17 protein-coding genes are annotated in these 19,310 nt (G+C 66.9%); 10 read left to right on the forward strand and 7 right to left on the reverse strand.

Features of this window, described 5'->3' with window-relative positions; translation table 11 throughout:
• Positions 1-719 precede the first annotated feature (719 nt).
• From RZR99_RS25610 to RZR99_RS25650, 9 genes are all read left to right on the forward strand, one after another.
• Positions 720-1,856 carry an inosamine-phosphate amidinotransferase 1 gene (locus tag RZR99_RS25610; protein WP_323122577.1) on the forward strand — a complete coding sequence of 379 codons (1,137 nt, stop codon included), beginning with the start codon at positions 720-722 and terminating at the stop codon, positions 1,854-1,856.
• A 153-nt stretch (positions 1,857-2,009) separates the two neighbouring features.
• Positions 2,010-3,026: a guanitoxin biosynthesis L-enduracididine beta-hydroxylase GntD gene (gene gntD, locus RZR99_RS25615; protein WP_323122578.1), complete on the forward strand. Its 1,017-nt coding sequence runs from the start codon at positions 2,010-2,012 to the stop codon at positions 3,024-3,026.
• A 43-nt stretch (positions 3,027-3,069) separates the two neighbouring features.
• Positions 3,070-4,347 carry a diaminobutyrate--2-oxoglutarate transaminase gene (gene ectB / locus RZR99_RS25620; RefSeq protein WP_323122579.1) on the forward strand — a complete coding sequence of 426 codons (1,278 nt, stop codon included), beginning with the start codon at positions 3,070-3,072 and terminating at the stop codon, positions 4,345-4,347.
• A 51-nt stretch (positions 4,348-4,398) separates the two neighbouring features.
• The gene (locus RZR99_RS25625; RefSeq protein WP_323122580.1) at positions 4,399-5,517 is read left to right on the forward strand and encodes a fatty acid desaturase; all 1,119 of its coding nucleotides are present in this window, start codon (positions 4,399-4,401) and stop codon (positions 5,515-5,517) included.
• Positions 5,518-5,596: 79 nt separating this feature from the next.
• On the forward strand, positions 5,597-6,094 hold the full coding sequence (locus RZR99_RS25630; protein WP_323122581.1) for a hypothetical protein: 498 nt from the start codon (positions 5,597-5,599) through the stop codon (positions 6,092-6,094).
• Positions 6,095-6,224: 130 nt separating this feature from the next.
• Positions 6,225-7,373: an amino acid kinase family protein gene (locus tag RZR99_RS25635; RefSeq protein WP_323122582.1), complete on the forward strand. Its 1,149-nt coding sequence runs from the start codon at positions 6,225-6,227 to the stop codon at positions 7,371-7,373.
• Entirely contained in the window at positions 7,370-8,701 is a 1,332-nt protein-coding gene (locus RZR99_RS25640) for a hypothetical protein (protein WP_323122583.1), read from the forward strand. The genes RZR99_RS25635 and RZR99_RS25640 overlap by 4 nt, the downstream gene beginning before the upstream one ends.
• A gap of 47 nt (positions 8,702-8,748) precedes the next feature.
• Positions 8,749-10,065: a POT-type proton-dependent oligopeptide transporter gene (locus RZR99_RS25645; RefSeq protein ID WP_323122584.1), complete on the forward strand. Its 1,317-nt coding sequence runs from the start codon at positions 8,749-8,751 to the stop codon at positions 10,063-10,065.
• A gap of 85 nt (positions 10,066-10,150) precedes the next feature.
• Positions 10,151-11,395 (forward strand): ATP-grasp domain-containing protein, encoded by a 1,245-nt coding sequence (locus RZR99_RS25650; protein WP_323122585.1) that lies wholly within the window; start codon positions 10,151-10,153, stop codon positions 11,393-11,395.
• A 150-nt stretch (positions 11,396-11,545) separates the two neighbouring features.
• Here RZR99_RS25650 and RZR99_RS25655 read toward each other — a convergent pair whose 3' ends face one another.
• The 5 genes from RZR99_RS25655 to RZR99_RS25675 all read right to left on the reverse strand — a co-directional run bounded on the left by RZR99_RS25655 (position 11,546) and on the right by RZR99_RS25675 (position 17,206).
• Positions 11,546-12,340: an ABC transporter ATP-binding protein gene (locus tag RZR99_RS25655; RefSeq protein WP_323122586.1), complete on the reverse strand. Its 795-nt coding sequence runs from the start codon at positions 12,338-12,340 to the stop codon at positions 11,546-11,548.
• Positions 12,340-13,236, reverse strand: coding sequence for an ABC transporter permease (locus RZR99_RS25660; RefSeq protein WP_323122587.1), 897 nt, complete (start codon positions 13,234-13,236; stop codon positions 12,340-12,342). The genes RZR99_RS25655 and RZR99_RS25660 overlap by 1 nt, the downstream gene beginning before the upstream one ends.
• Positions 13,237-13,400: 164 nt before the next feature.
• Positions 13,401-14,372, reverse strand: coding sequence for an ABC transporter substrate-binding protein (locus tag RZR99_RS25665; protein ID WP_323122588.1), 972 nt, complete (start codon positions 14,370-14,372; stop codon positions 13,401-13,403).
• 255 nt (positions 14,373-14,627) lie between these two features.
• Positions 14,628-15,443, reverse strand: a complete 816-nt coding sequence (locus RZR99_RS25670; protein ID WP_323122589.1) for a MetQ/NlpA family ABC transporter substrate-binding protein — start codon at positions 15,441-15,443, stop codon at positions 14,628-14,630.
• Positions 15,444-15,586: 143 nt separating this feature from the next.
• Positions 15,587-17,206, reverse strand: coding sequence for a methyl-accepting chemotaxis protein (locus tag RZR99_RS25675; RefSeq protein ID WP_323122590.1), 1,620 nt, complete (start codon positions 17,204-17,206; stop codon positions 15,587-15,589).
• A gap of 202 nt (positions 17,207-17,408) precedes the next feature.
• On the opposite strand from RZR99_RS25675, the gene RZR99_RS25680 reads away from it, so the two are divergent.
• A complete protein-coding gene (locus tag RZR99_RS25680) occupies positions 17,409-17,699 on the forward strand; it encodes a YciI family protein (protein WP_323122591.1) in 291 nt (96 codons plus the stop codon).
• Between the two features lie 58 nt (positions 17,700-17,757).
• On the opposite strand, the gene RZR99_RS25685 is transcribed toward RZR99_RS25680, so the two are convergent.
• A complete protein-coding gene (locus tag RZR99_RS25685; protein ID WP_323122592.1) occupies positions 17,758-18,375 on the reverse strand; it encodes an SCO family protein in 618 nt (205 codons plus the stop codon).
• A 23-nt stretch (positions 18,376-18,398) separates the two neighbouring features.
• Positions 18,399-19,301, reverse strand: coding sequence for a heme o synthase (gene cyoE, locus RZR99_RS25690; RefSeq protein ID WP_323122593.1), 903 nt, complete (start codon positions 19,299-19,301; stop codon positions 18,399-18,401).
• Between the last annotated feature and the right edge of the window lie 9 nt (positions 19,302-19,310).

A 19,310-nucleotide genomic window follows, 5' to 3' on the forward strand; every position in this document is an offset into this window, starting at 1 on the left:
ATTGAGATCCACATTAAATTAACTTGATACGTCGGGATCGATGAGCGTAGTATTGCCGAACTACTCCATGCCAATTATTTCAAACCGTAAAACTACAATAGATATGGAATTGCGGAGTGCAGGATAGAAACCGCCCCCATAATCTAGCGGCATTTTCGCCAATTCAGCATCGGCGATTTGTTGTTATTACCCATTAGAAGATAGTTGTGTTGGCGCTCATGTCACCACCGGCTGTTTCCGGGCCGGTTCAAATAAGTTGCTCGATTCGCTTTCCGGTCATGGTTCCCGACGCGGGGCTTCACCGCCGCTCGGAATATCCGTCTGTCCGGACAGGAGTCGAGTCGACAAATGTATCGAGTTTGTGGCGCGAATCGCGCTGGAATGACCTGGATCGGCTTTCTTGATCGAAGGAAATCCGATCGATGCACGAAATTAATTTCCAAGGATTGCTTATGACGCGACGCGGAATGAGCAGTATTGCCGCGCCCCACGATTCCAAGCGGCAATAACGACGGCGGCACCGGTCCGGCCGACGGGTGCGCTCGCCGGCATTCCGGTATCCGGTACGGCAGCGTGGACGGTTCGGCACTCAGGCCGAACCGCGGCGGCGGTCGCCTTCGCGAAACGATCGGCGGGCTTCAAGTGGAACGCGTCATGAGCGCAAGCACGCGGGCAGCGTCCGCTTCGGCGGCATTCATTCACATCACTGAAGAGGCACCATGAACCAGATCATCGATCATCCGGCAGCAAGTCAGGGTAGCGAGACCGAATTCGCGGACGCCGCCTGGCGGGCGGGCGCGCAAACGTCGCCGCGCGTCTGGAGCTGCAACGAATGGGATCCGCTGCGGGAAGTGATCGTGGGCAACATCCGGAACGCGAGATTTCCTCACCCCGACAAAAGCTCTCATATCGGGGAATGGGCGGGACGGGACTTCGACACGATCCCCAACGGCCCGATTCCGCAGGCGATCGTCGACGAAACCGCCGAGGATCTCGATGCGTTCGCCAGCCAGCTGCAAAAACTCGACGTCGTCGTGAAGCGGCCCGACGACTGGCCGCACGACCGCGAGTTTTCCACGCCGTTCTGGACCACCAGGGGTTACTACAACTACTGCCCGCGCGACATTTTCGCGGTCATCGGCGATCAGATCATTGAAACGCCGAACACCATCCGCGGCCGTTATCTGGAAAGCTTCAGCTATCGCAGCATCCTGATGGACTATCTGAAGACGGGCGCCCGGTGGTATGGCGCGCCGAAGCCGATGCTGCTGGACGACGTGTTCGATGTCGATCACGCCTATCCGATTCCGAAGAACGACGAGCCCATCTTCGATGCCGCCAACGTGCTGCGCTTCGGCTACGACCTGCTCTATCTGATCAGCTGCACCGGCAACGAGATGGGCGCGCATTGGCTGCAGGCGATGCTCGGCGAGAAATACCGCGTGCACCTCTGCCGGCTCGACTATCACGGCAGCCACATCGACACGTCGATCGTGGCGCTGCGGCCCGGGCTGCTGCTCTGCAACCCCGAACGGGTCAAGAAGGCGATGCTGCCCAAGTGCTTCCAGGACTGGGAAATCATCTACAGCCCGCCGCTCGTGGGCGTCGATCGCTTCAGCGACGACTATCTCTCCCAGGCCATCGCGACCAGTTGGATCGATCTGAATCTGTTCAGCATCCGGCCGGATCTGGTCGTCGCGGACCGCGATCAGCTACCGCTCATCAAGCTGCTCGAGGACAACGGCGTCGACGTGCTGCCCCTGAAGCTGCGGCATTCGCGGATGCTCGGCGGCGGCTTTCACTGCGTCACGCTGGACACCCGGCGCGACGGCAAGATGGAGTCGTATTTCAGATGAGCGACGCCGGGAACGGCCGCCGCCGCGCCCGGCCGCCTCGCTCGCGAGGGCGGGCGGCGCGACGGACCCGCTCCCGGTGCGCTCGGGCAGGGTCGATGAAGGCTTCGCGCCGCCCGGACCGACTGGGCGGGGCAAAAATCTTGGGACACAGTCATGCTCGAAATTACGTTGGATGACCGGGAAATCGGCGAGATCCGCGGACTGCTCGCAGACGTCGCCGCGAACTTCACCAGCGTCGACTCGCAGGAATTCCTGATGGAGGCGACATTGCTGGCGCAGGCGCTGCCCCGGCGCCTGCGGAAGGGAATGAACGAATTCCGCCTCCGCGACAACGACTACGGCGTCGCGGTGATTCGCGGCTTTCCCGTCGACGCGGAGAAGATCGGTCCGACGCCGGCCAGCTGGGACGAGCGCCCGGCGGCCTCGCGCACGCTCGAGGAGGAGGCGCTGCTGTCGCTCTGCGGCACGCTGCTCGGCGACCTGGTGACGTGGGCGTCCGAGCAGGACGGATACATCGTTCACAACGTGCTGCCGATCAAGCAGTACGAGGATTCGCAGCTGGGCTGGGGCAGCGCCAACGAATTCATTCTCCATGTCGAGGATGCGTTCAGCCCCTACTCCCCCGACTACCTGGGGCTGATCTGCATGCGCAATCCGGATCTGACCGGCACCACGATCAGCGCGCTGTCCGATCTCGACACGTCGCACCTCGATCTCGACACGCTGTTCGGCGAAAACTTCTTCGTCCGCCCCGACGACGCGCATCTGGCGTCCGCCACGCAGCAGAACAGCTACAACACGCATCGCGATCTGGCCTTGTCGCAGCGCGAAGAGGAAATCAAGCAACCGCCCAGAACCGCGATTCTGTTCGGCGACCGGGAAGCGCCCTACCTGCGCCTGGATCCGCCCTACATGTATGCGGACGAGGGCGAGCAATCGCAGGCCGCGATGCGCGGGTTCCTGCAGGCGCTGAACGAGAACAAGACGCGCGTCTGCCTGCGGCCCGGAGACATGGTGTTCATCGACAACTTCCGCACGGTGCACGGACGCGATCCGTTCAAGGCGAAATACGACGGCACCGATCGCTGGCTGAAGCGCGTGAAGGTGGCCCGCGACCTGAGGAAATCGCGCGCGCACCGCGCGTCGGCGACCTCGCGCAAGATCCTGTAGGAAGACCGGCGGACACGGCCCCCACCCCGTAAAGGAGACGTCCTTGGATTACATCGCATTGCACGACTCGCTGGAGTCGTCGGTCAGAGGCTACTCCCGCCAGACGCGGGTGATGTTCTCGCGCGCCGCGAATCACCGCCTCTGGGACACCACGGGCGCGGAGTACATCGATTTCCTGATGGGTTCCGGATCGCTGAACTACGGGCACAACGATCCCGACATGAAAGCGGCGCTGCTGGAGTACATCGCCGGCGACGGAATCGCGCTCGGCCTGGATTTCTACTTCGAGGCCAAGACGCGCTTCTTCGAAGCGTTCCGCGACATCGTGCTGCGGCCGAGAGCGCTCGACTACAAGCTGCAGTGCGTGGGCCCGACGGGCACCAACGCGGTCGAGGCGGCCTTGAAGCTGGCACGCAAGGTCACGGGCCGCAGCCATGTGGTCACGTTCACCAATGCGTTCCACGGCTGCACGCTGGGCGCGCTCAGCGTCACCGGCAACCGCAACTACCGCCACGCGTTCCAGGGCGAGCTGGGGCATGCGTATCGCGCCGCCTATGACGGCTATCACGACGGCCTCGACAGCGCCGACCTGCTGGAACGGATGATGTCCGACGCGTCGAGCGGCTTCGACAACGTCGCGGCGATCATTCTCGAAGGCGTGCAGGGCGAAGGCGGCTTCAACGTCGCGTCGCCGCAATGGGCGCAGAAAATCGCCGCCCTCGCCCGCGCGCACGGCGCGCTGCTCATCGTGGACGAGATTCAGACGGGCTGCGGCCGGACCGGCACGTTCTTCTCGTTCGAGAGCCTCGGGATTCAGCCCGACATCGTGACGCTCGCGAAGTCGCTGTCCGGATTCGGCTTGCCGCTCGCGATGGTGTTGATGCGTCGCGAGCTGGATCAATGGGAACCGGGGGAGCACACCGGCACGTTCCGCGGGAACGCGCATGCGTTCCTCACCGGCACGGTCGCGCTGCAGAAGTTCTGGCGGGACACGCAGCTCGCCGATCGCGTGCGGGCCAACGAGACGAAGATCGCGCGGCACCTGAGCGCGCTGACCGAGCGCCATGCATGCATCCGCAAGGGCCGCGGCATGATGCAGGGGCTCCAGTTCCGGGACGACGGCGTGGCGGGACGCGTGCAATCGCTCGCGCTGGCGCACGGTCTGCTCATCGAGCGGTGCGGCCCCGGCAACAACGTCGTGAAGCTGCTGCCGCCGCTGACCATCCCGGACGATGCGCTCGAGCGCGGGCTGCACATCGTCGGGGCGGCGGTCGAGGAAGCCTGCGCCGCGCGCGCGCCGCTCGATACCGTCGAATCATGACCGGCGCCCCTTCACGCTTCATATCCGGCCGTCACGCACATCGAGGCTGACATGTCTGCGAACATCCGAGAGTCGTACGCTGTTTTTCCGAAGTGGTCGCAACCGTTCTGGACGCTCTTCACCGGCAAGCCGCTCGCGGACGAACAGCCGCTGTTCGTGCCGAGCTGCTGGACCTACCTGGCCATCTCGATGGCGGTGTTCCTGGGCGGCATCGCGGGCAGCTTCTTCCTGCTGATGCGCGCCGGCGCGCCGGTCTGGCTGGTGCCGTTCACCGTGGGGCTCGCGCTGTACGGTTCGCGTCTGCTGATCCTGACCGTCGCGCACCAGTGCGCCCACCTGCGGTTCTGCCGCGGCAAGCGCCTGAACCGGATCGTGCACGACGTCCTCTCGACGCTCAATTGCACGCAGGACTACGAGGGCTACCGGCACGACCACTTCCAGGTGCATCACGCGCTGAAGACCTTCGGCACCTTCCAGGATCCGGTGATGATGTTCATCCGCCAGCTCGACTTCACCGAGGCGCGCTCGAAGCCGCAGCTCTGGCGCCAGCTCGTGCTGCTCGGTTTTTCCCCGGCCTTCCACGGGCGCTACCTGTTCAACCGCTGGCGCGCCAACCTGACGTGCGAGCGCCTGCCGCGCCGCCTGGCCGCCATCGTCTGGTGGCTCGCGATCGGCGCGCTCCTCGTGCTGTATCCGCCGTTGCGGCTGCCGATCGCGATCGGCTATCTGCTGCCCGTGTTCGTGCTCTACAACGTCAGCGCCTTCCTGGAACTGATCTGCGAGCACGTGTGGATGCGGCCGCTCAATACCGTCACGCCGCGCCAGCGTACCGCCGAGCTGATCTGGGGGCGCTTCTGCGGGGACGCGGCGCCCGTCGGCCAGGGCGGCCTGAGGTGGCTGCGCTGGGCCGCGCGGATGCTGTTCTACCACCTGCCCTGCCGGATGTTCGTCCTCACCGGCGACGCGCCCCAGCACGACTTCCATCATGTCGCGCCGAACAATCCGAACTGGGCCGTCAGCGCATACGCGCGGCGCGACGCGATTGCGGCCGGACAGATGGAAGACCGCGAGATCTGGGGGCTGTTCGCGGCGATCGACATCGTGTTTTCCCATATCTCGGCGGCGCACGAGCATGCCGCCCGTCTCGATTACCTCGAAGTGGAAGTCTGAGCACGCGACTCGAACGAGATCGGCCCGCCCCGTGCAGGTCCGTCTCGTCGGGAATCCATGAACCGGGATGGAGGATCCTATGGATCAGTTTGGCAAGGGCATTGTGGTTTTGGGGGGAACGGAGAGCGATACGCATGTCGTGTCGCTATACCTGGCGGCCATCATGCTGGAGGAGTACGGCTACAGCGTGATCAATCGCAGCTGCCAGAATCCGGTGGCGGAACTGATGGCCGACGCGCCGGGCCACGCGCCGGTGCTGGCCTACGTGCTGTGCAATCAGAACGGCCACGCGCTGGAGGATCTGCACGCGCTTCGCGATTACAAGCCCGCCGGCATTCCGGTCGTCCTGGGCGGCCACTACACGCTGGGCTGCAACAACAAGCAAGGGCAGCAGAATCAGCTGCGCGCGGTCGGCATCGATCATTTCGTGGAAACGCTGGAGGAACTGCTGCCGCTGCTGGATCGCCTCGCCGAAACGTTCGACGTATCCGCGCGCATGGCGGACGCCATGAACGACACGTCCCGGCTCGCGGCGGCCGGCCTGTTCCGCGGCAACGTGACGAGCGAGGCGCTATAGCGCGCCGGACACATGGCCGGCACGACGCGGCCGCGCCGCCGGTCGACGGAGGCTCGCCCATCCCGCCGAGACGCGCGCGGGATGGGCGACCGAGAGAGAAGCGCACCCAGTGCACCACCACGGTCCCAACATGAACGAAGATGCGGTCAGCGTGCTCAAGTTCGGCGGTTCGTCTTTCGCGAATCCGGAGGCCTATCACGCCGTGGCGCGCCACCTCGCGGCGCGCGTGGCGCGCGGCGAACGCCTGTGCGTCGTGGTCTCGGCGATGTCCGGCACGACCGGGCGCCTGTCGGAACTGCTGCATTCGATCGTGCCCTCCCCCGAGCCGCAGGACGTCGACGCGGCGCTCGGCACCGGCGAAATCCTCGCCTCCGTCCTCGTGCGGGCGGTGCTCGGCGCGCATCGCGTGGAGGCCGTCTCGCTGAATGCATTCCAACTGGGATGGCGCGCTTCCGCCGACTTCACGGCGGGGCGGCTCACCGACTTTCCCGACACCGTCATCGCGGATGCGCTGCGGCGCACGCCGGTGGTCACGATCTCCGGCGGTCAAGCCGTCACCGACGACCATCGCCTCGTCATGCTCGGGCGCAACAGCTCCGACCTGACCGCGATTGCCGTCGCCGTCGCGATGCGCCGTCCGGCGGTCACGATCTATTCGGACGTCGAGGGCGTCTTCACCGCCGATCCCTATCGGCTGGCCAACACGTCGCTGATTCCGCAGTTGGGTTACCGGCAGGCGAAAGCCTATTCGCAGTGGGGCGCCAAGGTGCTGCATTCGGGCTGCGTCGAACTGGCCGAGCGGCATCATGTGCGGATTCGCTGCGCGACGCTGGACGCCGACGGCACGACCCGCGTCGGGACGGAAATCGCCGAGAGCGGGCCGGGCGTGCAGGTGTGCCTGCCGGACCACATCGTGATCTGCCGGGCATCGGCGAACGCATCGGGCCGGCTTGCCGCGCCGGGCTTCGCGGCGCAGCCCGTGCCGGTCGCCGGCCGAGCCGGCCACTTCGCGGCCGCGCTGGACGACCGCTATCGCGAACTGGCCGCCGCCGGCGCGGTGGCGACCGCGGACGAGCTGGCGCCGGTGGCGGCCTTTTCGCTCGACGGCGCGCTGCAGGTGCATGCCGTGCCGAAAGCGGAACGCCAGGCGTACGCGCAGGACATCCACGATCGTCTCGTGAAGGACACCGACTTTCCCAAAGCGCAAGGACAGCCGCAGAAGCAGCGGGGCAGCCATTCCGGCGTGTACGGTGACGCGCCCAGGGAGGCGTCGGCATGAGCTTCGCCTGCTTCGAAGCGGTGCCCGACGTGCCGCCCGTCGACGAGATCGTCCGCTACCTCACGCAACTGAGCCGGCCCACGATGGCCCAGCGCCTCGCCGAAGCCGATCGCAGCGGCGTCGCATTGATCCAGCCGCGCTCCGGCGTCGGCTCGCAGCGGCAGATGATCGCCCTGCTCGACGTGCTGAACCGCCCCGATACCGCCGATTGCCTGACGCTGACCATCGACAGCCACACCCGTCTGCTGAAGTTCGACACCGCGAAGCGCCTGCTCGCGCACGCGCCGGAACAGCTGAACGGCTATCCTCTGGTCGCGCACGGCTATCGGGCCGTGCGCGAACTCACGGAACGCTACGATCGTCCGATCCAGGTACGCCACGGGTCGCCGGACGGCCGCCGCCTGTTCGTCGAAAGCGTCGCCGGGGGCATCCAGAGTTATGAAGGAGGCGGCATCAGCTACAACCTGCCGTACTGCCGCAACGTTCCGCTCGAGGTGTCGCTGCGCGCCTGGCAGGAGATCGACGAGGCCTGCGGTGCGCTGGAAGCGGCGGGATGCGCGATCGATCGCGAATTCTTCGGCTCGCTGTCGGCGGTCCTGATGCCGCCGTCCATCTCGCTCGCCGTCATTTTCCTGGAAGCCGTCCTGGCCGCGCGGGCGGGATGCCGATGCCTCTCTCTCGCCTATCCGCAATCGGGCAACATCATCCAGGACGTCGCCGCGCTGCGGTCCATCCGCGAACTCGCCGGGGACTATCTCGGCGCCGACGTGAACGTGTACCCCGTGCTGCATGAATTCATGGGCGTGTTTCCGCAGGACGTCGAGCGCGCGCAAACGCTCATCCTGTTCGGCGGCCTGACGGCCCGCCTGGGCCGCGCCACGAAGATCATCAACAAGACGTCGCAGGAGGCGATCGGCATTCCGGACGCGGAGGTCAACGCCGAAGGGATACGCAGAACCCGGCTCGCTTACGAGGCGTACTTCTCCTTCGTCGACGTTCCGCGCGAGCGCGTTGAAGAGGAGACGTACTGGGTCCAGCGCGAAACCCGCGAATTGCTGGATCCGGTATTGTCGGAGCCGGATCTGATCGCGGCCATCGTCGACGCGTTCCACGACGGCCGGCTGGACATTCCGTTTCCGTCCAATCGGGAGGCGCTCGGGCGTATCACGCCGGTCCGCGACGGCGACATCGCGATCCGCTTCGCCGACACCGGCAAACTGCCCTTCTCGCCCGAGGTGAAAGCGCGTCACAAGGCCAAGTGCAAGCAGTCGGCCTCCAACGCACCGATTTTCAAGCGCGTTCGGGACAGCATCATGTATTTTGCATGATGCGTCGCGAGCCAGACGAACCGGCCGACCCCATCCACACGAGCGCTATGTCGACTACCCCATCGAGTCCCGCGAAAACGAGCATCTGGCGATCCGGGATCATCCTGTCCGGCGCGCTGCAGCGCCTGGGCCACTACGGCATCCGCTCGCTGCTGATCCTGTATCTGATCGACAGCCTGCATCTGCCCGCGCAACAGGCGGGACAGGTCTACGGGCTGTTCTACGGCTCGTTTTTCCTGACCGCGATACTGGGCGGCATCCTGGGCTCGGCGCGCGGATACGGATCGGCCGGCGCGCTCGGGCTGCTCCTGATGCTGGCCGGCCACGTCGGGCTCTTCTGGGGCGATTCGACCGTGATGATCGTGGCGCTGGCCGTCTATACGCTCGGGTTCGGCCTGTTCGACACCAACCTGAGCGTCGCGGTCGCGCGCGTCTATACGGAGGAGCGGCTGCGCGACTCCGCCTACACCGTGCTCTATACGGCCATCAACATCGGCGCGGCGATCGGCCCGCTGCTGTTCGGCTATCTGGCGCTGCGCGTGGGCGCGAGATACAGCTTCCTGCTGGGCGGCATCTGGCCGCTGCTCGCCTTCTGGCTGTTCCGGACCGCCACGCGCCGGCACGCGTCCTCCGCCGTCGAATCGGGCGGCAAGCCCGCTACGGCGTCGTCATCGCCGCGCGCGGCGGACAGCGGCAGCGCATCGTCCGCTCACAGCCCCTGGCTCTTCATCGCGGTGCTCGGACTGGCCGGCATCGTGTTCGCGGCCGTGTTCGATCAGCTGGGTTCGTCGGTCACGCTGCTCGCGCGCAGATACGTGCAGCGGGATCTCGGCTTCGCGGTACTGCCCGCGGGGTTCGTCCAGTCGATCAACCCCTTCTTCGTGATCCTGCTCGGGCCGCTGTTCGCGACGCTCATGAAAGGCCCGGCGTCGGAACGGCGCTGGTCCCAGGCGGAACTGCTGGCGATCGGCGTCGTGTTCCTCGGCGCGGGCTTCGGCGTCCTGTCGCTCTCGACGATCGGCATCAACGGCAACGGCCAGGACGTGATGGTGAGCTGGATCTGGGTACTGCTCGCGATCTTCCTGGCGACCATCGGCGAGCTGCTGTTCGCGCCGATCGCGGTGTCGCTGGTCTCCGGACTGGCGCCCCCTCGCCGCCAGGCGCTCGTGGTGGGCGTCTGGACGGCCGTCTACGGCGCGGGCGCCTACCTGTCCGGCACCATGGCCGGCTTAATGGAGAGTCTCGGCCGCTTCTCGCTGCTGCTGGGCGTATCGGCCGCCGCGTGCTGGGCGGTGGCGCTGCTGCTCTGGGTGACGTCGGCGCGATACGAGAAGGCGCCTGCCGCGCTGAGAACGGAGGGATGACGCGCATGCCCGCGCATCGCGGGCGGCACGGCGAACGCGTCTGTCGATGCACTGTGTTCCACAACCTGGGAGAGAACGAGCGGCCATGCATGTGATCATATTGGAGCCCCTGTCGTCGGGCATCGGGCTGGTGAAAGCCGCGCGGCGCAGCGGCCTCGACGTCGTCGTCTTTACGGCCCGCCAGGGCGAGCGCGAGTTCACCGGGTCGGCCGACGATCCGGGCGTCTCGGTCGTGACGGTCGATACCTACGATACCGAGGCGGTAGCCGCCGCGGCCCTGCAACTGCACAAGGACCGGGCGTTTCTCGCCGTGATTCCCGGCTGGGAATACTGCGTCGACGTGGCGGCGGAGACCGCGCGCCGCCTCGGCCTGCCGCACCTGTCCACGGCGACGGCCGCCGCGGCGCGCAACAAGTTCCTGTGCCGGCAAAGACTGAAGGCCGCCGGCCTCGCGGTGCCGCGCTTTGCGCAGATCCATACGCTGTCCGATCTGGAATCGGGCGCGGCCGAAGTCGGATTTCCCGCGGTTTTCAAGCCGACCGACGGCGGCGGCAGCGTGCTGGTCCGGCGCGTGGATTCGCTGCCGGAATTGCGCGCGGCATTCGAGGCGTCGTCGGCCGGCATGCTCGACGTCGACCATTTCGTCGGCAAATCGTTTCTGCTGGAGGAATACCTCGACGGCCCGGAATTCAGCATCGAGGGCTACCTCGATCGCGGAACGCCGCATGTCGTCGCCGTGACGGAAAAGCGTCTCGACGGCGCGCCGTTCTTCGCGGAGATGGGGCATGTCGTCGAGGCGTCGCTCTCGGGCGACGAACGCGGCGCGGTGGTGAAGTACATCGAGGACGTCGCGAGGGCGATCGGCCTCGACATCGGCGCCTTTCACGCCGAAGCCCGTCTCACGCGCCGGGGGCCGATCCTGATCGAAATCAACTGCCGCCTGGGCGGCGGCCGGGTCGTCCGGCTGGTGGAACTGGCGAAGGGCGTATCGCTGCCCGCCGCGATGGTGCGAAGCTATTGCGCGCTCGACATCCCCGCGCCGAGCATCGCGCTCGGCGAGCGGCACGGCATCGCCGGCGTGCGCTTCGTATCGGCGGCCGCGGGCGCGACGATGGGCGACGTGCGCGGGCTGGACGATATTCGCGCGATGCCCGGCTGCGACGAGGTCGAGGTCTATCTCCGTCCGGGCGAGACCGTGCATCCGCTGACGGATTTTCGCGGCCGGGTGGGACACATCGTGTTCACCGCCGAAGATCGGCCCGCCCTCGATGCGCGGCTGCGCGACGCGCAAACGCGCCTTCAGTCGCTGATCGCGGAGAGCTTCGGATAAGGCGTCCTGCCTGCGCGGCGGCCGTCGAACCCGCCGACGCGGCGCGCAACGGCACCGCCGCGCGGCCCCGAACCGCCCGGCGCGTTACGCGCGCCGGGCTCGTCCCTCATGGCGTGCGCGCGGCCCGCGTCGCATCGGGCCGCAGCCAGCTCACCCGAGCAGCAGCGCGTCGTCGTCGAGCTGCTCGTGCCGGGTCTTCTCGAACATCCGCAGCAGGTCGGGCACGTCGAGCCCCTTGCGTTCGTCGCCGGACACGTCGAGCACCACCTGCCCCTGGTGCAGCATCACCGTGCGGTCGCCGTAGTCGAGCGCCTGCCGCATGCTGTGCGTCACCATCATCGTGGTCAGCCGGCTTTCCCGCACGATGCGCGCGGTCAGCTCCAGCACGAACGCGGCCGTCTTCGGATCGAGCGCGGCGGTATGTTCGTCGAGCAGCAGGATACGGGACGGCTGCAGCGACGCCATCAGCAGGCTCACCGCCTGCCGCTGGCCGCCCGACAGCAGGCCGATCCGGTCGGCCAGGCGGTTTTCCAGCCCGAGGTTCAGGAGCCGCAGCTTGTCGCGGAACAGCTCGCGCGACGCGCGATTGAGCGCCGGACGAAAGCCGCGCCGCACGCCGCGCGCGGTCGCGAGCGCCATGTTCTCCTCGATCGTCAGCGCTTCGCAGGTGCCCGCCATCGGGTCCTGGAACACCCGCGCGACGAGCGGCGCGCGATCCCACGCGGGCTGCCGCGTGACGTCGACGCCGTCGATCGCGATGCGCCCGGCGTCCACCCGCTGGTCGCCGCTGACGGCGTTCAGGAAGGTCGATTTACCCGCGCCGTTCGAGCCGATCACCGCGACGAACTGCCCGTCCGGGATCTCGAGCGACAACCCGCGCAGCGCGCGGGTCTCGATCGGCGTGCCGGGGTTGAAGGTGAGTTTCAGGTCTTGTGCGGACAGCATCACGCACCTCCTTGCTTGCGGGCGAACAGCTTCTTGCGGGTCGCGGGCAGCACCAGCGCGACCGTCACGAGCACGGCCGTCACGAGGTTCAGATCCTGCGCCTTCAGGCCGATGAAATCGCTGTTCAGCGCGAGCGCGATGAAGAAGCGATAGAGAATCGCGCCGAGCACGACGGCGAGCGTGGTCAGCACCAGCCGGCGCGCGGGCAGCAGCGTCTCGCCGATGATCACGGCGGCGAGGCCGATCACGATCGTGCCGATCCCCATCGAGATGTCGGAGCCGCCCTGGGTCTGCGCGAACAGCGCGCCCGCGAGCGCGACGAGCGCGTTCGACAGCGCCATCCCGGCGAGCGTCGCGCGGCCGGTGGCGATCCCCTGCGCGCGCGCCATTCGCGGATTCGCGCCGGTCGCGCGCATCGCGAGGCCGAGCTGCGACGAGAAGAACCAGTCGAGGCCGAGTTTCGCGATCACGACGACGACGAGCAGTAGCGCCGGACGCAGCACGTAGTCGGGCATCCAGTCCGGCTGCAGCACGGTGAACAGCGTCGGTTCGGTGATCAGCGGCACGTTCGGCCGGCCCATGATCCGCAGGTTGACCGAATAGAGCGCGATCATCATCAGGATGCTGGCGAGCAGATCCATGATCTTGAGGCGCACGTTGAGCCAGCCGGTGATGAAGCCGGCGCACGCGCCCGCGACGATCGCGAGCGCGGTCGACGTGAACGGGTCGTAGCCGGCGGAGATCAGCGTCGCGGCGACGGCGCCGCCCAGCGGAAAGCTGCCGTCGACGGTCAGATCGGGAAAATTGAGGATGCGGAAGGAGATCAGCACCCCGAGGGCGACGAGACTGAAGATCAGGCCGATCTCCAGCGCACCCAGCATCGAGAACAGAGACATGTGGGGAAATCCTGTTGCGGGCGCGGCAAACGCATGCCGCGCCGGATACGCAACGGACGACGCCGTCCGGATAAGACGCGTCGTCCGCCTTTCTTTGCATGGCCCGGTAGGGCCGGCGAACCCGCGCCGCCTGCTCACGCGGCGGCGCTGCGGCCGCGCGGGCCTTACTTGATGACCGTCTTCGCCTCTTTGACGAGGTCCGGCGACAGCGTGACGCCCTGCTTCGCGGCCGCATCCGTGTTGACGAACAGCTCGACGTTGTCGCTGGTCTGCGACGCGATCGCGCCCGGCTTCTCGCCCTTCAGGATCCGCACCACGACCTTGCCGGTCTGGCGGCCGAGGTCGCTGTAATTGATGCCGAGCGCCGCGACGCCGCCGCGCTTCACGCTGTCGGTGTCGCCCGCGATCAGCGGGATCTTCGCTTCGTTCGCGACCTTCACGAGCGATTCGTACGCGGACACCACGTTGTTGTCGGTGTTCGTGTAGATCACGTCGACCTTGCCGACCAGGCTCTTCGCGGCGGGCGCGATGTCGACCGTGCGCGGCGCGGCGGCTTCCTTGAGGCTCATGCCCTGCTTCTCGAGCAGCGCTTTCAGCTCCTTCACCACCACGACCGAATTGGCTTCACCTGGGTTATAGACCATCCCGACCGTCTTCGCCTTCGGCACCACGCGCCGGATCAGCGCCACCTGCCTGTCGAGCGGCAGCTTGTCCGACACGCCCGTCACGTTGGTGCCCGACGGGCCCCAGCCCTTGACGAGTTGCGCCGCAACCGGATCGGTCACGCCGGAGTAGACGACCGGCACGGATTTCGTCGACGCGACCACGGCCTGCGCGGCGGGCGTCGCGATCGCGACGATCACGTCGGGCTGGTCGCCGATGAACTTGCGGGCGATCTGCGCGGCGGTGCCGGTGTTGCCCTGCGCGCTCTGGTATTCCCATTTGAGCTTGTCGCCGTCGTAGCCAGACGCCTTCAGCTCCTCGCGCACGCCGTCGCGGATCGCGTCGAGCGCCGGGTGATCGACGATCGACAGCACCTTGACGGTCTGCGCGTGGGCGGCGGCGCCGGACAGCAGCGCGAGCGAGGCGGCGCCCGCCAGGATCGAACGGATGGCAATTGCGTTGAAACGCTTCATGGATGAGTCTCCCCCGATATCGGTTTGTTTGATGGATCCGTGTCGCCGCGCGGCCCCGGACGGGGCGGGCGCGGCCGCTGCGACGGGCCGGCAGGCGGGGTGCCTGTAACGGAATCGACAGCAAGCGCACGAGGATACCACTCCGATATCCCGTTTTCGAGGCCCGGCGGCCCGCGGCCCCCGGAAGTGCCGGCCGCCGCAAAACAAAAAGGGCCTGCGTCGGCAGGCCCCTTCGGTCGAATGCGATGCGTCAGATCAGAACGACGCGACCATCGAACCCTTGAACTGCTTCGCGATGAAGTCCTTCACTTCCGGCGACTGGTACGCCTTCACGAGCTTCTTCACCCACGGCTGGTCCTTGTCCTTCGCGCGCACCGCGATCAGGTTCGCGTACGGGCTCGTCAGCGATTCGAGCGCGATCGCGTCCTTGGTCGGCTGCAGGTTCGCGGCGATCGCGTAATTCGTGTTGACCACCGCCGCATCGACGTCGCTCAGCACGCGCGGCAGCTGCGCCGCATCCAGCTCGGTCAGCTTGAGCTTCTTCGGATTGTCCGCCACGTCGAGCACCGTCGCGTTGTTGCCGCCCGTGCCGGCGCCCGGCTTCAGCTTGATCACGCCCTGCGACTGCAGCAGCAGCAGCGCGCGGTTCTCGTTCGACGGATCGTTCGGCACCGCGACCTTCGCGCCTTGCGGCAGATCCTTCAGCGACTTGTATTTCTTCGAGTACACGCCGATCGGCGAGATGTACGTGAGGCCCGCGCTGACGATCTTGTAGCCGCGCTGCTTCACCTGGCTGTCGAGATAGGGCTGGTGCTGGAAGCTGTTCGCGTCGAGATCGCCCGCGTCGAGCGCCGCGTTCGGCTGCACGTAGTCGTTGAATTCGATGACCTTCACGTTGAGGCCTTCCTTCTCCTTCGCCACCTTCTGCACCACCTGCCACACTTGCGCGTCCGGGCCCGCCACCGTGCCGACCTTGATGACCTTGTCCTGCGCATGCGCGCCGAACGAAACGCTCAGTGCCGCGCTGGCCGCGACGGCGGAAACCACTTTCAGGAGATTGCGACGCTTCATCTGTTTCTCGCTTTCTTGCAGTACACAAGTCCGGGCTTTGAAATAGGGCGCGATAGCCGGCCCGATCGGCTCGCGTCAGAAAGCGCAGATGGTGTCACAGGTTCGCGGCGCTGTGAAATACATCCCGCTCATATGGGTATGCATCAGGCCAGCGCGGGTTCCGCCCGCTCCGGCGCGTCCGGCACGACCTCCCACGCCGCGCCGCGCGCGACGGCGGCGCCGACCCGGAACGCGCTCACCGACTCGCGCAGCCGCGCCGCCTGCGCCTGCAGCGACGCGGCCGCGGCCGTGGCTTCCTCGACGAGCGCCGCGTTCTGCTGCGTGACTTCGTCCATCTGCGTGACCGCGCGGCCCACCTGCGTGATGCCGCTCGCCTGCTCCTCGGACGCCGCCGCGATCTCGCCCATGATGTCCGTCACGCGCCGCACCGCCTGCAGGATCTCGCTCATTGTCGTGCCCGCCTGGCCGACCAGCTGCGAGCCGTTGTGCACGCGTTCGACCGAATCGTTGATGAGCTGCTTGATCTCCTTCGCGGCCGTCGCGCTGCGCTGCGCGAGCGAGCGCACCTCGCCCGCCACCACCGCGAAACCCCGGCCCTGCTCGCCCGCGCGCGCCGCCTCGACCGCCGCGTTCAGCGCGAGGATGTTGGTCTGGAACGCGATGCCCTCGATCACACCGATGATGTCGGCGATCTTCTGCGAGCTGTCGTTGATTTCGCCCATCGTGCCGATCACGCGGCTCACCACGTCGTTGCCCTTCAGCGCGATCTCCGACGCGCTGTTCGCGAGGCCGCTCGCCTGCCGCGCGTTGTCGGCGTTCTGCTTGACGGTCGCGGTCAGCTCTTCCATGCTCGCGGCGGTTTCCTCGAGCGACGCCGCCTGCTGTTCGGTGCGCTGCGACAGATCGTTGTTGCCCGCCGCGATCTGCTGGCTCGCCGCCGCGATCGATTCCGCCGCGTGGCGGATCCCGCCGATCGTGGCCTGCAGGCGGCCCTGCATGTCGTGCATCGCCGCCATCATGCTGGTCGAGTCGCCCGCGCGCACCGGCACCGGCTGCGTCAGGTCGCCGAGCGCGATGCGTGCGGCCAGGCCGGCCGCCTCGTCCGGCTCGCCGCCGAGGCTGCGCCGCACGTTGCGGATGATGACCAGCATCGCCGCCGTGATCACGAGGCCGATCACGAACACCACCGCGAGGTGGCCCAACAGGGTTTCGTAGTAGATCGTGTCGATGTCCTTGATGAACACGCCGCTCGACAGGTTCCAGTCCCACGGGGCGAAGCGGGTCACGTAGCTGATCTTCGGCACCGCCGTCTCGCTGTGCGGCAGGCGCCCGCGATATTCGGCGAAACCGTGCCCGTCGGCCTTCGCCGCGTTCAGCACGGTCACGAACAGCAGCTTGCCGTCGGGGTCCTTGTACTCGCCCACCGACGTGCCGACCAGCTTCGGCAAGGTCGGATGCATCAGCACGACCGGCTTCGAATCCATCACGAACAGATAGCCGGCGTCGCCGTAGCGCATCGCCGACAGCCGCTCGAGCGCGTCGCGCTGCGCATCGGCTTCGCTCATCCTGCCGCTTTGCGCGAGGGCGTAGTACGACTTCACGATCCCCGCGCCCGCCTCGACGAGGTTCGCCATCCCCTCCTTGCGCTCCGCGAGCATGGTCGCGCGCGTCTCGAACGCGCTCCACGCGCCGACTCCCAGCAATCCGATCCATACGAGCGCAAGCGCCAGCCACAGCTTGCGGTTCAAACTCATTCTGCTCATCGTGCGTGCCTTTTATGAGTGTCCGATTCGTCGCGCATCGCTCGCGGCCCGGCCTTTCGCCCGCAAACGACAGTCACGTTAACTACGGCAGGCCGGCTTACAACTTGAATGGGGCGCGTCGCGGCGGCAGCACGGCGGCGTGCGCTGTGCTACAAGGACGGCTGGCTGCGGCGCGATGCCGCAGCGTTCACGAGGCCCGCCTATGTACGTCATCGACATCAGATACACCGCATCGCTCGAACGCGTCGACGACGCGCTGGAACGCCACCGCGAATACCTGCAACGCCATTTCGACGCGGGCGTGTTCATCGCGGCCGGCCCGAAGGTGCCGCGCGACGGCGGCGTGATCCTGGCGGCACGGATCGACCGCGCCGCACTCGACGCGATCCTGGAGACCGACCCGTTCGTGACGGAAGGCCTCGCCACCTACGCGGTGACCGAGTTCCGGATGACGCGCGCGGCGCCCGGCATCAACCTGCCGGCGCTGCCGTAGGCATCGGGAAAAACGAAGGGAATGAAATCGGGCGGCAGAACGCCGCCCGGAGCGCCGCTCAGTTCAGCAGCAGCTTGAGATCGTGGACCCAGGGCCCCGGGCCTTGCCCGTCGCGCACGAACAGGCGCAGCTTGCCGTCGGTATCGAACACGTAGCTCGCGGCGGTGTGGTCCATCGTGTAGCTGCCCGGCGCCTTGCCCGGCACCTTCGCGTAATACACGCGGAAATCCTTCGTGACCTTCTTCAACTGGGCCTCGTCGGCGGGGCGCAGGCCGATGAAGGTCGGATTGAAGGCCGGCACGTACTGGCCGAGCAGCGCGGCCGTGTCGCGCTCGGGATCGACGGTGACGAACAGCACCTGCACCCGCTTCGCCGCGTCCGGGCCGAGCTGCTGCAGCGCCTGCGACAGCTCCGCCATCGTCGTCGGGCAGACATCCGGGCAGTGCGTGTAGCCGAAGAACATCACGACCGCCTTGCCCTTGAAATCGGCGAGCGTGCGGACCTTGCCGGCGGTGTCGGGCAGCGCGAAATCGCTGCCGAACTGCGTGTTGCCGGTGATGTCGACGTTCTGGAACGCGGGCGCCTTGTCGCAGCCCGCCAGCAGCAGCGCGCCCGCGAGCGCGCCGGCGGCCATCCAGCCCTGGCGCGCGCGGCGCCCAAACAGTGAATTCAGCATCGCATTCAAGATAAGACGGTGGGTTACATCCCGAGCAGCGGGCGAGCGTAGTGATCGGCGAGCAGCGCCGCGAACAGCAGCGACAGGTAGACGATCGAGTAGCGGAATGCCTTGCGGGCGAGCGCATCCGAGTAGTCGCGGTAGATCTTCCACGCATAGCCGAGGAAGATCGCGCCGAGCAGCACCGCGCTTGCCAGATAGACGGCCCCGCTCATCCCGGAGATGAACGGCATCATCGTGACGGCGAACAGGATCACCGTGTACAGCAGGATGTGCAGCCGCGTGTATTGCTCGCCGTGCGTGACGGGCAGCATCGGCAGGCCGGCGTTCTCGTAGTCCTTGCGGCGGTACAGCGCGAGCGCCCAGAAATGCGGCGGCGTCCACACGAAGATGATCAGCACGAGGATCCACGCGTCTCCCGGCACCGCGCCCGTGACGGCGGCCCAGCCCAGCGCGGGCGGCATCGCGCCCGACGCGCCGCCGATCACGATGTTCTGCGGCGTGACGGGCTTGAGCAGCAGCGTGTAGATCACCGCGTAGCCGACGAAGGTCGCGATCGTCAGCCACATCGTCAGCGCATTGGTGAACGTGTAGAGCGTCCATGCGCCCGCGCTGCCGAGCACGGCGGAGAACAGCAGGATCTGCGTGGTGGTGATCTCGCCGCGCGCCGACGGACGCCACGCGGTGCGGCGCATCAGCGCGTCGATCTTCTGCTCGACCAGACAGTTGATCGCGAACGCCGCGCCGGCCAGCAGCCAGATGCCGATCGTACCGCCGATCAGCACGGTCCACGGCACCATGCCCGGCGTCGCGAGGAACATCCCGATCACCGCGCAGAACACCGCGAGCTGCGTGACACGCGGCTTCGTCAGCGCCAGGTACTGGGAGATGCGGCTACCGGGTGTTTGAGAAAGTGTGGTGTCCATGTGGGGTCG

This window comes from Burkholderia alba (assembly GCF_034721475.1).
GTDB classification, from domain to species: Bacteria; Pseudomonadota; Gammaproteobacteria; order Burkholderiales; family Burkholderiaceae; genus Burkholderia; species Burkholderia alba.

Coding starts and splice junctions, on each gene's coding strand:
- RZR99_RS25610 (WP_323122577.1), top strand. CDS start 720: ATGAACCAGATCATCGATCATCCGGCAGCAAGTCAGGGTAGCGAGACC.
- gntD (WP_323122578.1), top strand. CDS start 2,010: ATGCTCGAAATTACGTTGGATGACCGGGAAATCGGCGAGATCCGCGGA.
- RZR99_RS25625 (WP_323122580.1), top strand. CDS start 4,399: ATGTCTGCGAACATCCGAGAGTCGTACGCTGTTTTTCCGAAGTGGTCG.
- RZR99_RS25630 (WP_323122581.1), top strand. CDS start 5,597: ATGGATCAGTTTGGCAAGGGCATTGTGGTTTTGGGGGGAACGGAGAGC.
- RZR99_RS25635 (WP_323122582.1), top strand. CDS start 6,225: ATGAACGAAGATGCGGTCAGCGTGCTCAAGTTCGGCGGTTCGTCTTTC.
- RZR99_RS25640 (WP_323122583.1), top strand. CDS start 7,370: ATGAGCTTCGCCTGCTTCGAAGCGGTGCCCGACGTGCCGCCCGTCGAC.
- RZR99_RS25645 (WP_323122584.1), top strand. CDS start 8,749: ATGTCGACTACCCCATCGAGTCCCGCGAAAACGAGCATCTGGCGATCC.
- RZR99_RS25650 (WP_323122585.1), top strand. CDS start 10,151: ATGCATGTGATCATATTGGAGCCCCTGTCGTCGGGCATCGGGCTGGTG.
- RZR99_RS25655 (WP_323122586.1), bottom strand. CDS start 12,340: ATGCTGTCCGCACAAGACCTGAAACTCACCTTCAACCCCGGCACGCCG.
- RZR99_RS25660 (WP_323122587.1), bottom strand. CDS start 13,236: ATGTCTCTGTTCTCGATGCTGGGTGCGCTGGAGATCGGCCTGATCTTC.
- RZR99_RS25665 (WP_323122588.1), bottom strand. CDS start 14,372: ATGAAGCGTTTCAACGCAATTGCCATCCGTTCGATCCTGGCGGGCGCC.
- RZR99_RS25670 (WP_323122589.1), bottom strand. CDS start 15,443: ATGAAGCGTCGCAATCTCCTGAAAGTGGTTTCCGCCGTCGCGGCCAGC.
- RZR99_RS25675 (WP_323122590.1), bottom strand. CDS start 17,206: ATGAGCAGAATGAGTTTGAACCGCAAGCTGTGGCTGGCGCTTGCGCTC.
- RZR99_RS25680 (WP_323122591.1), top strand. CDS start 17,409: ATGTACGTCATCGACATCAGATACACCGCATCGCTCGAACGCGTCGAC.
- RZR99_RS25685 (WP_323122592.1), bottom strand. CDS start 18,375: ATGCTGAATTCACTGTTTGGGCGCCGCGCGCGCCAGGGCTGGATGGCC.
- cyoE (WP_323122593.1), bottom strand. CDS start 19,301: ATGGACACCACACTTTCTCAAACACCCGGTAGCCGCATCTCCCAGTAC.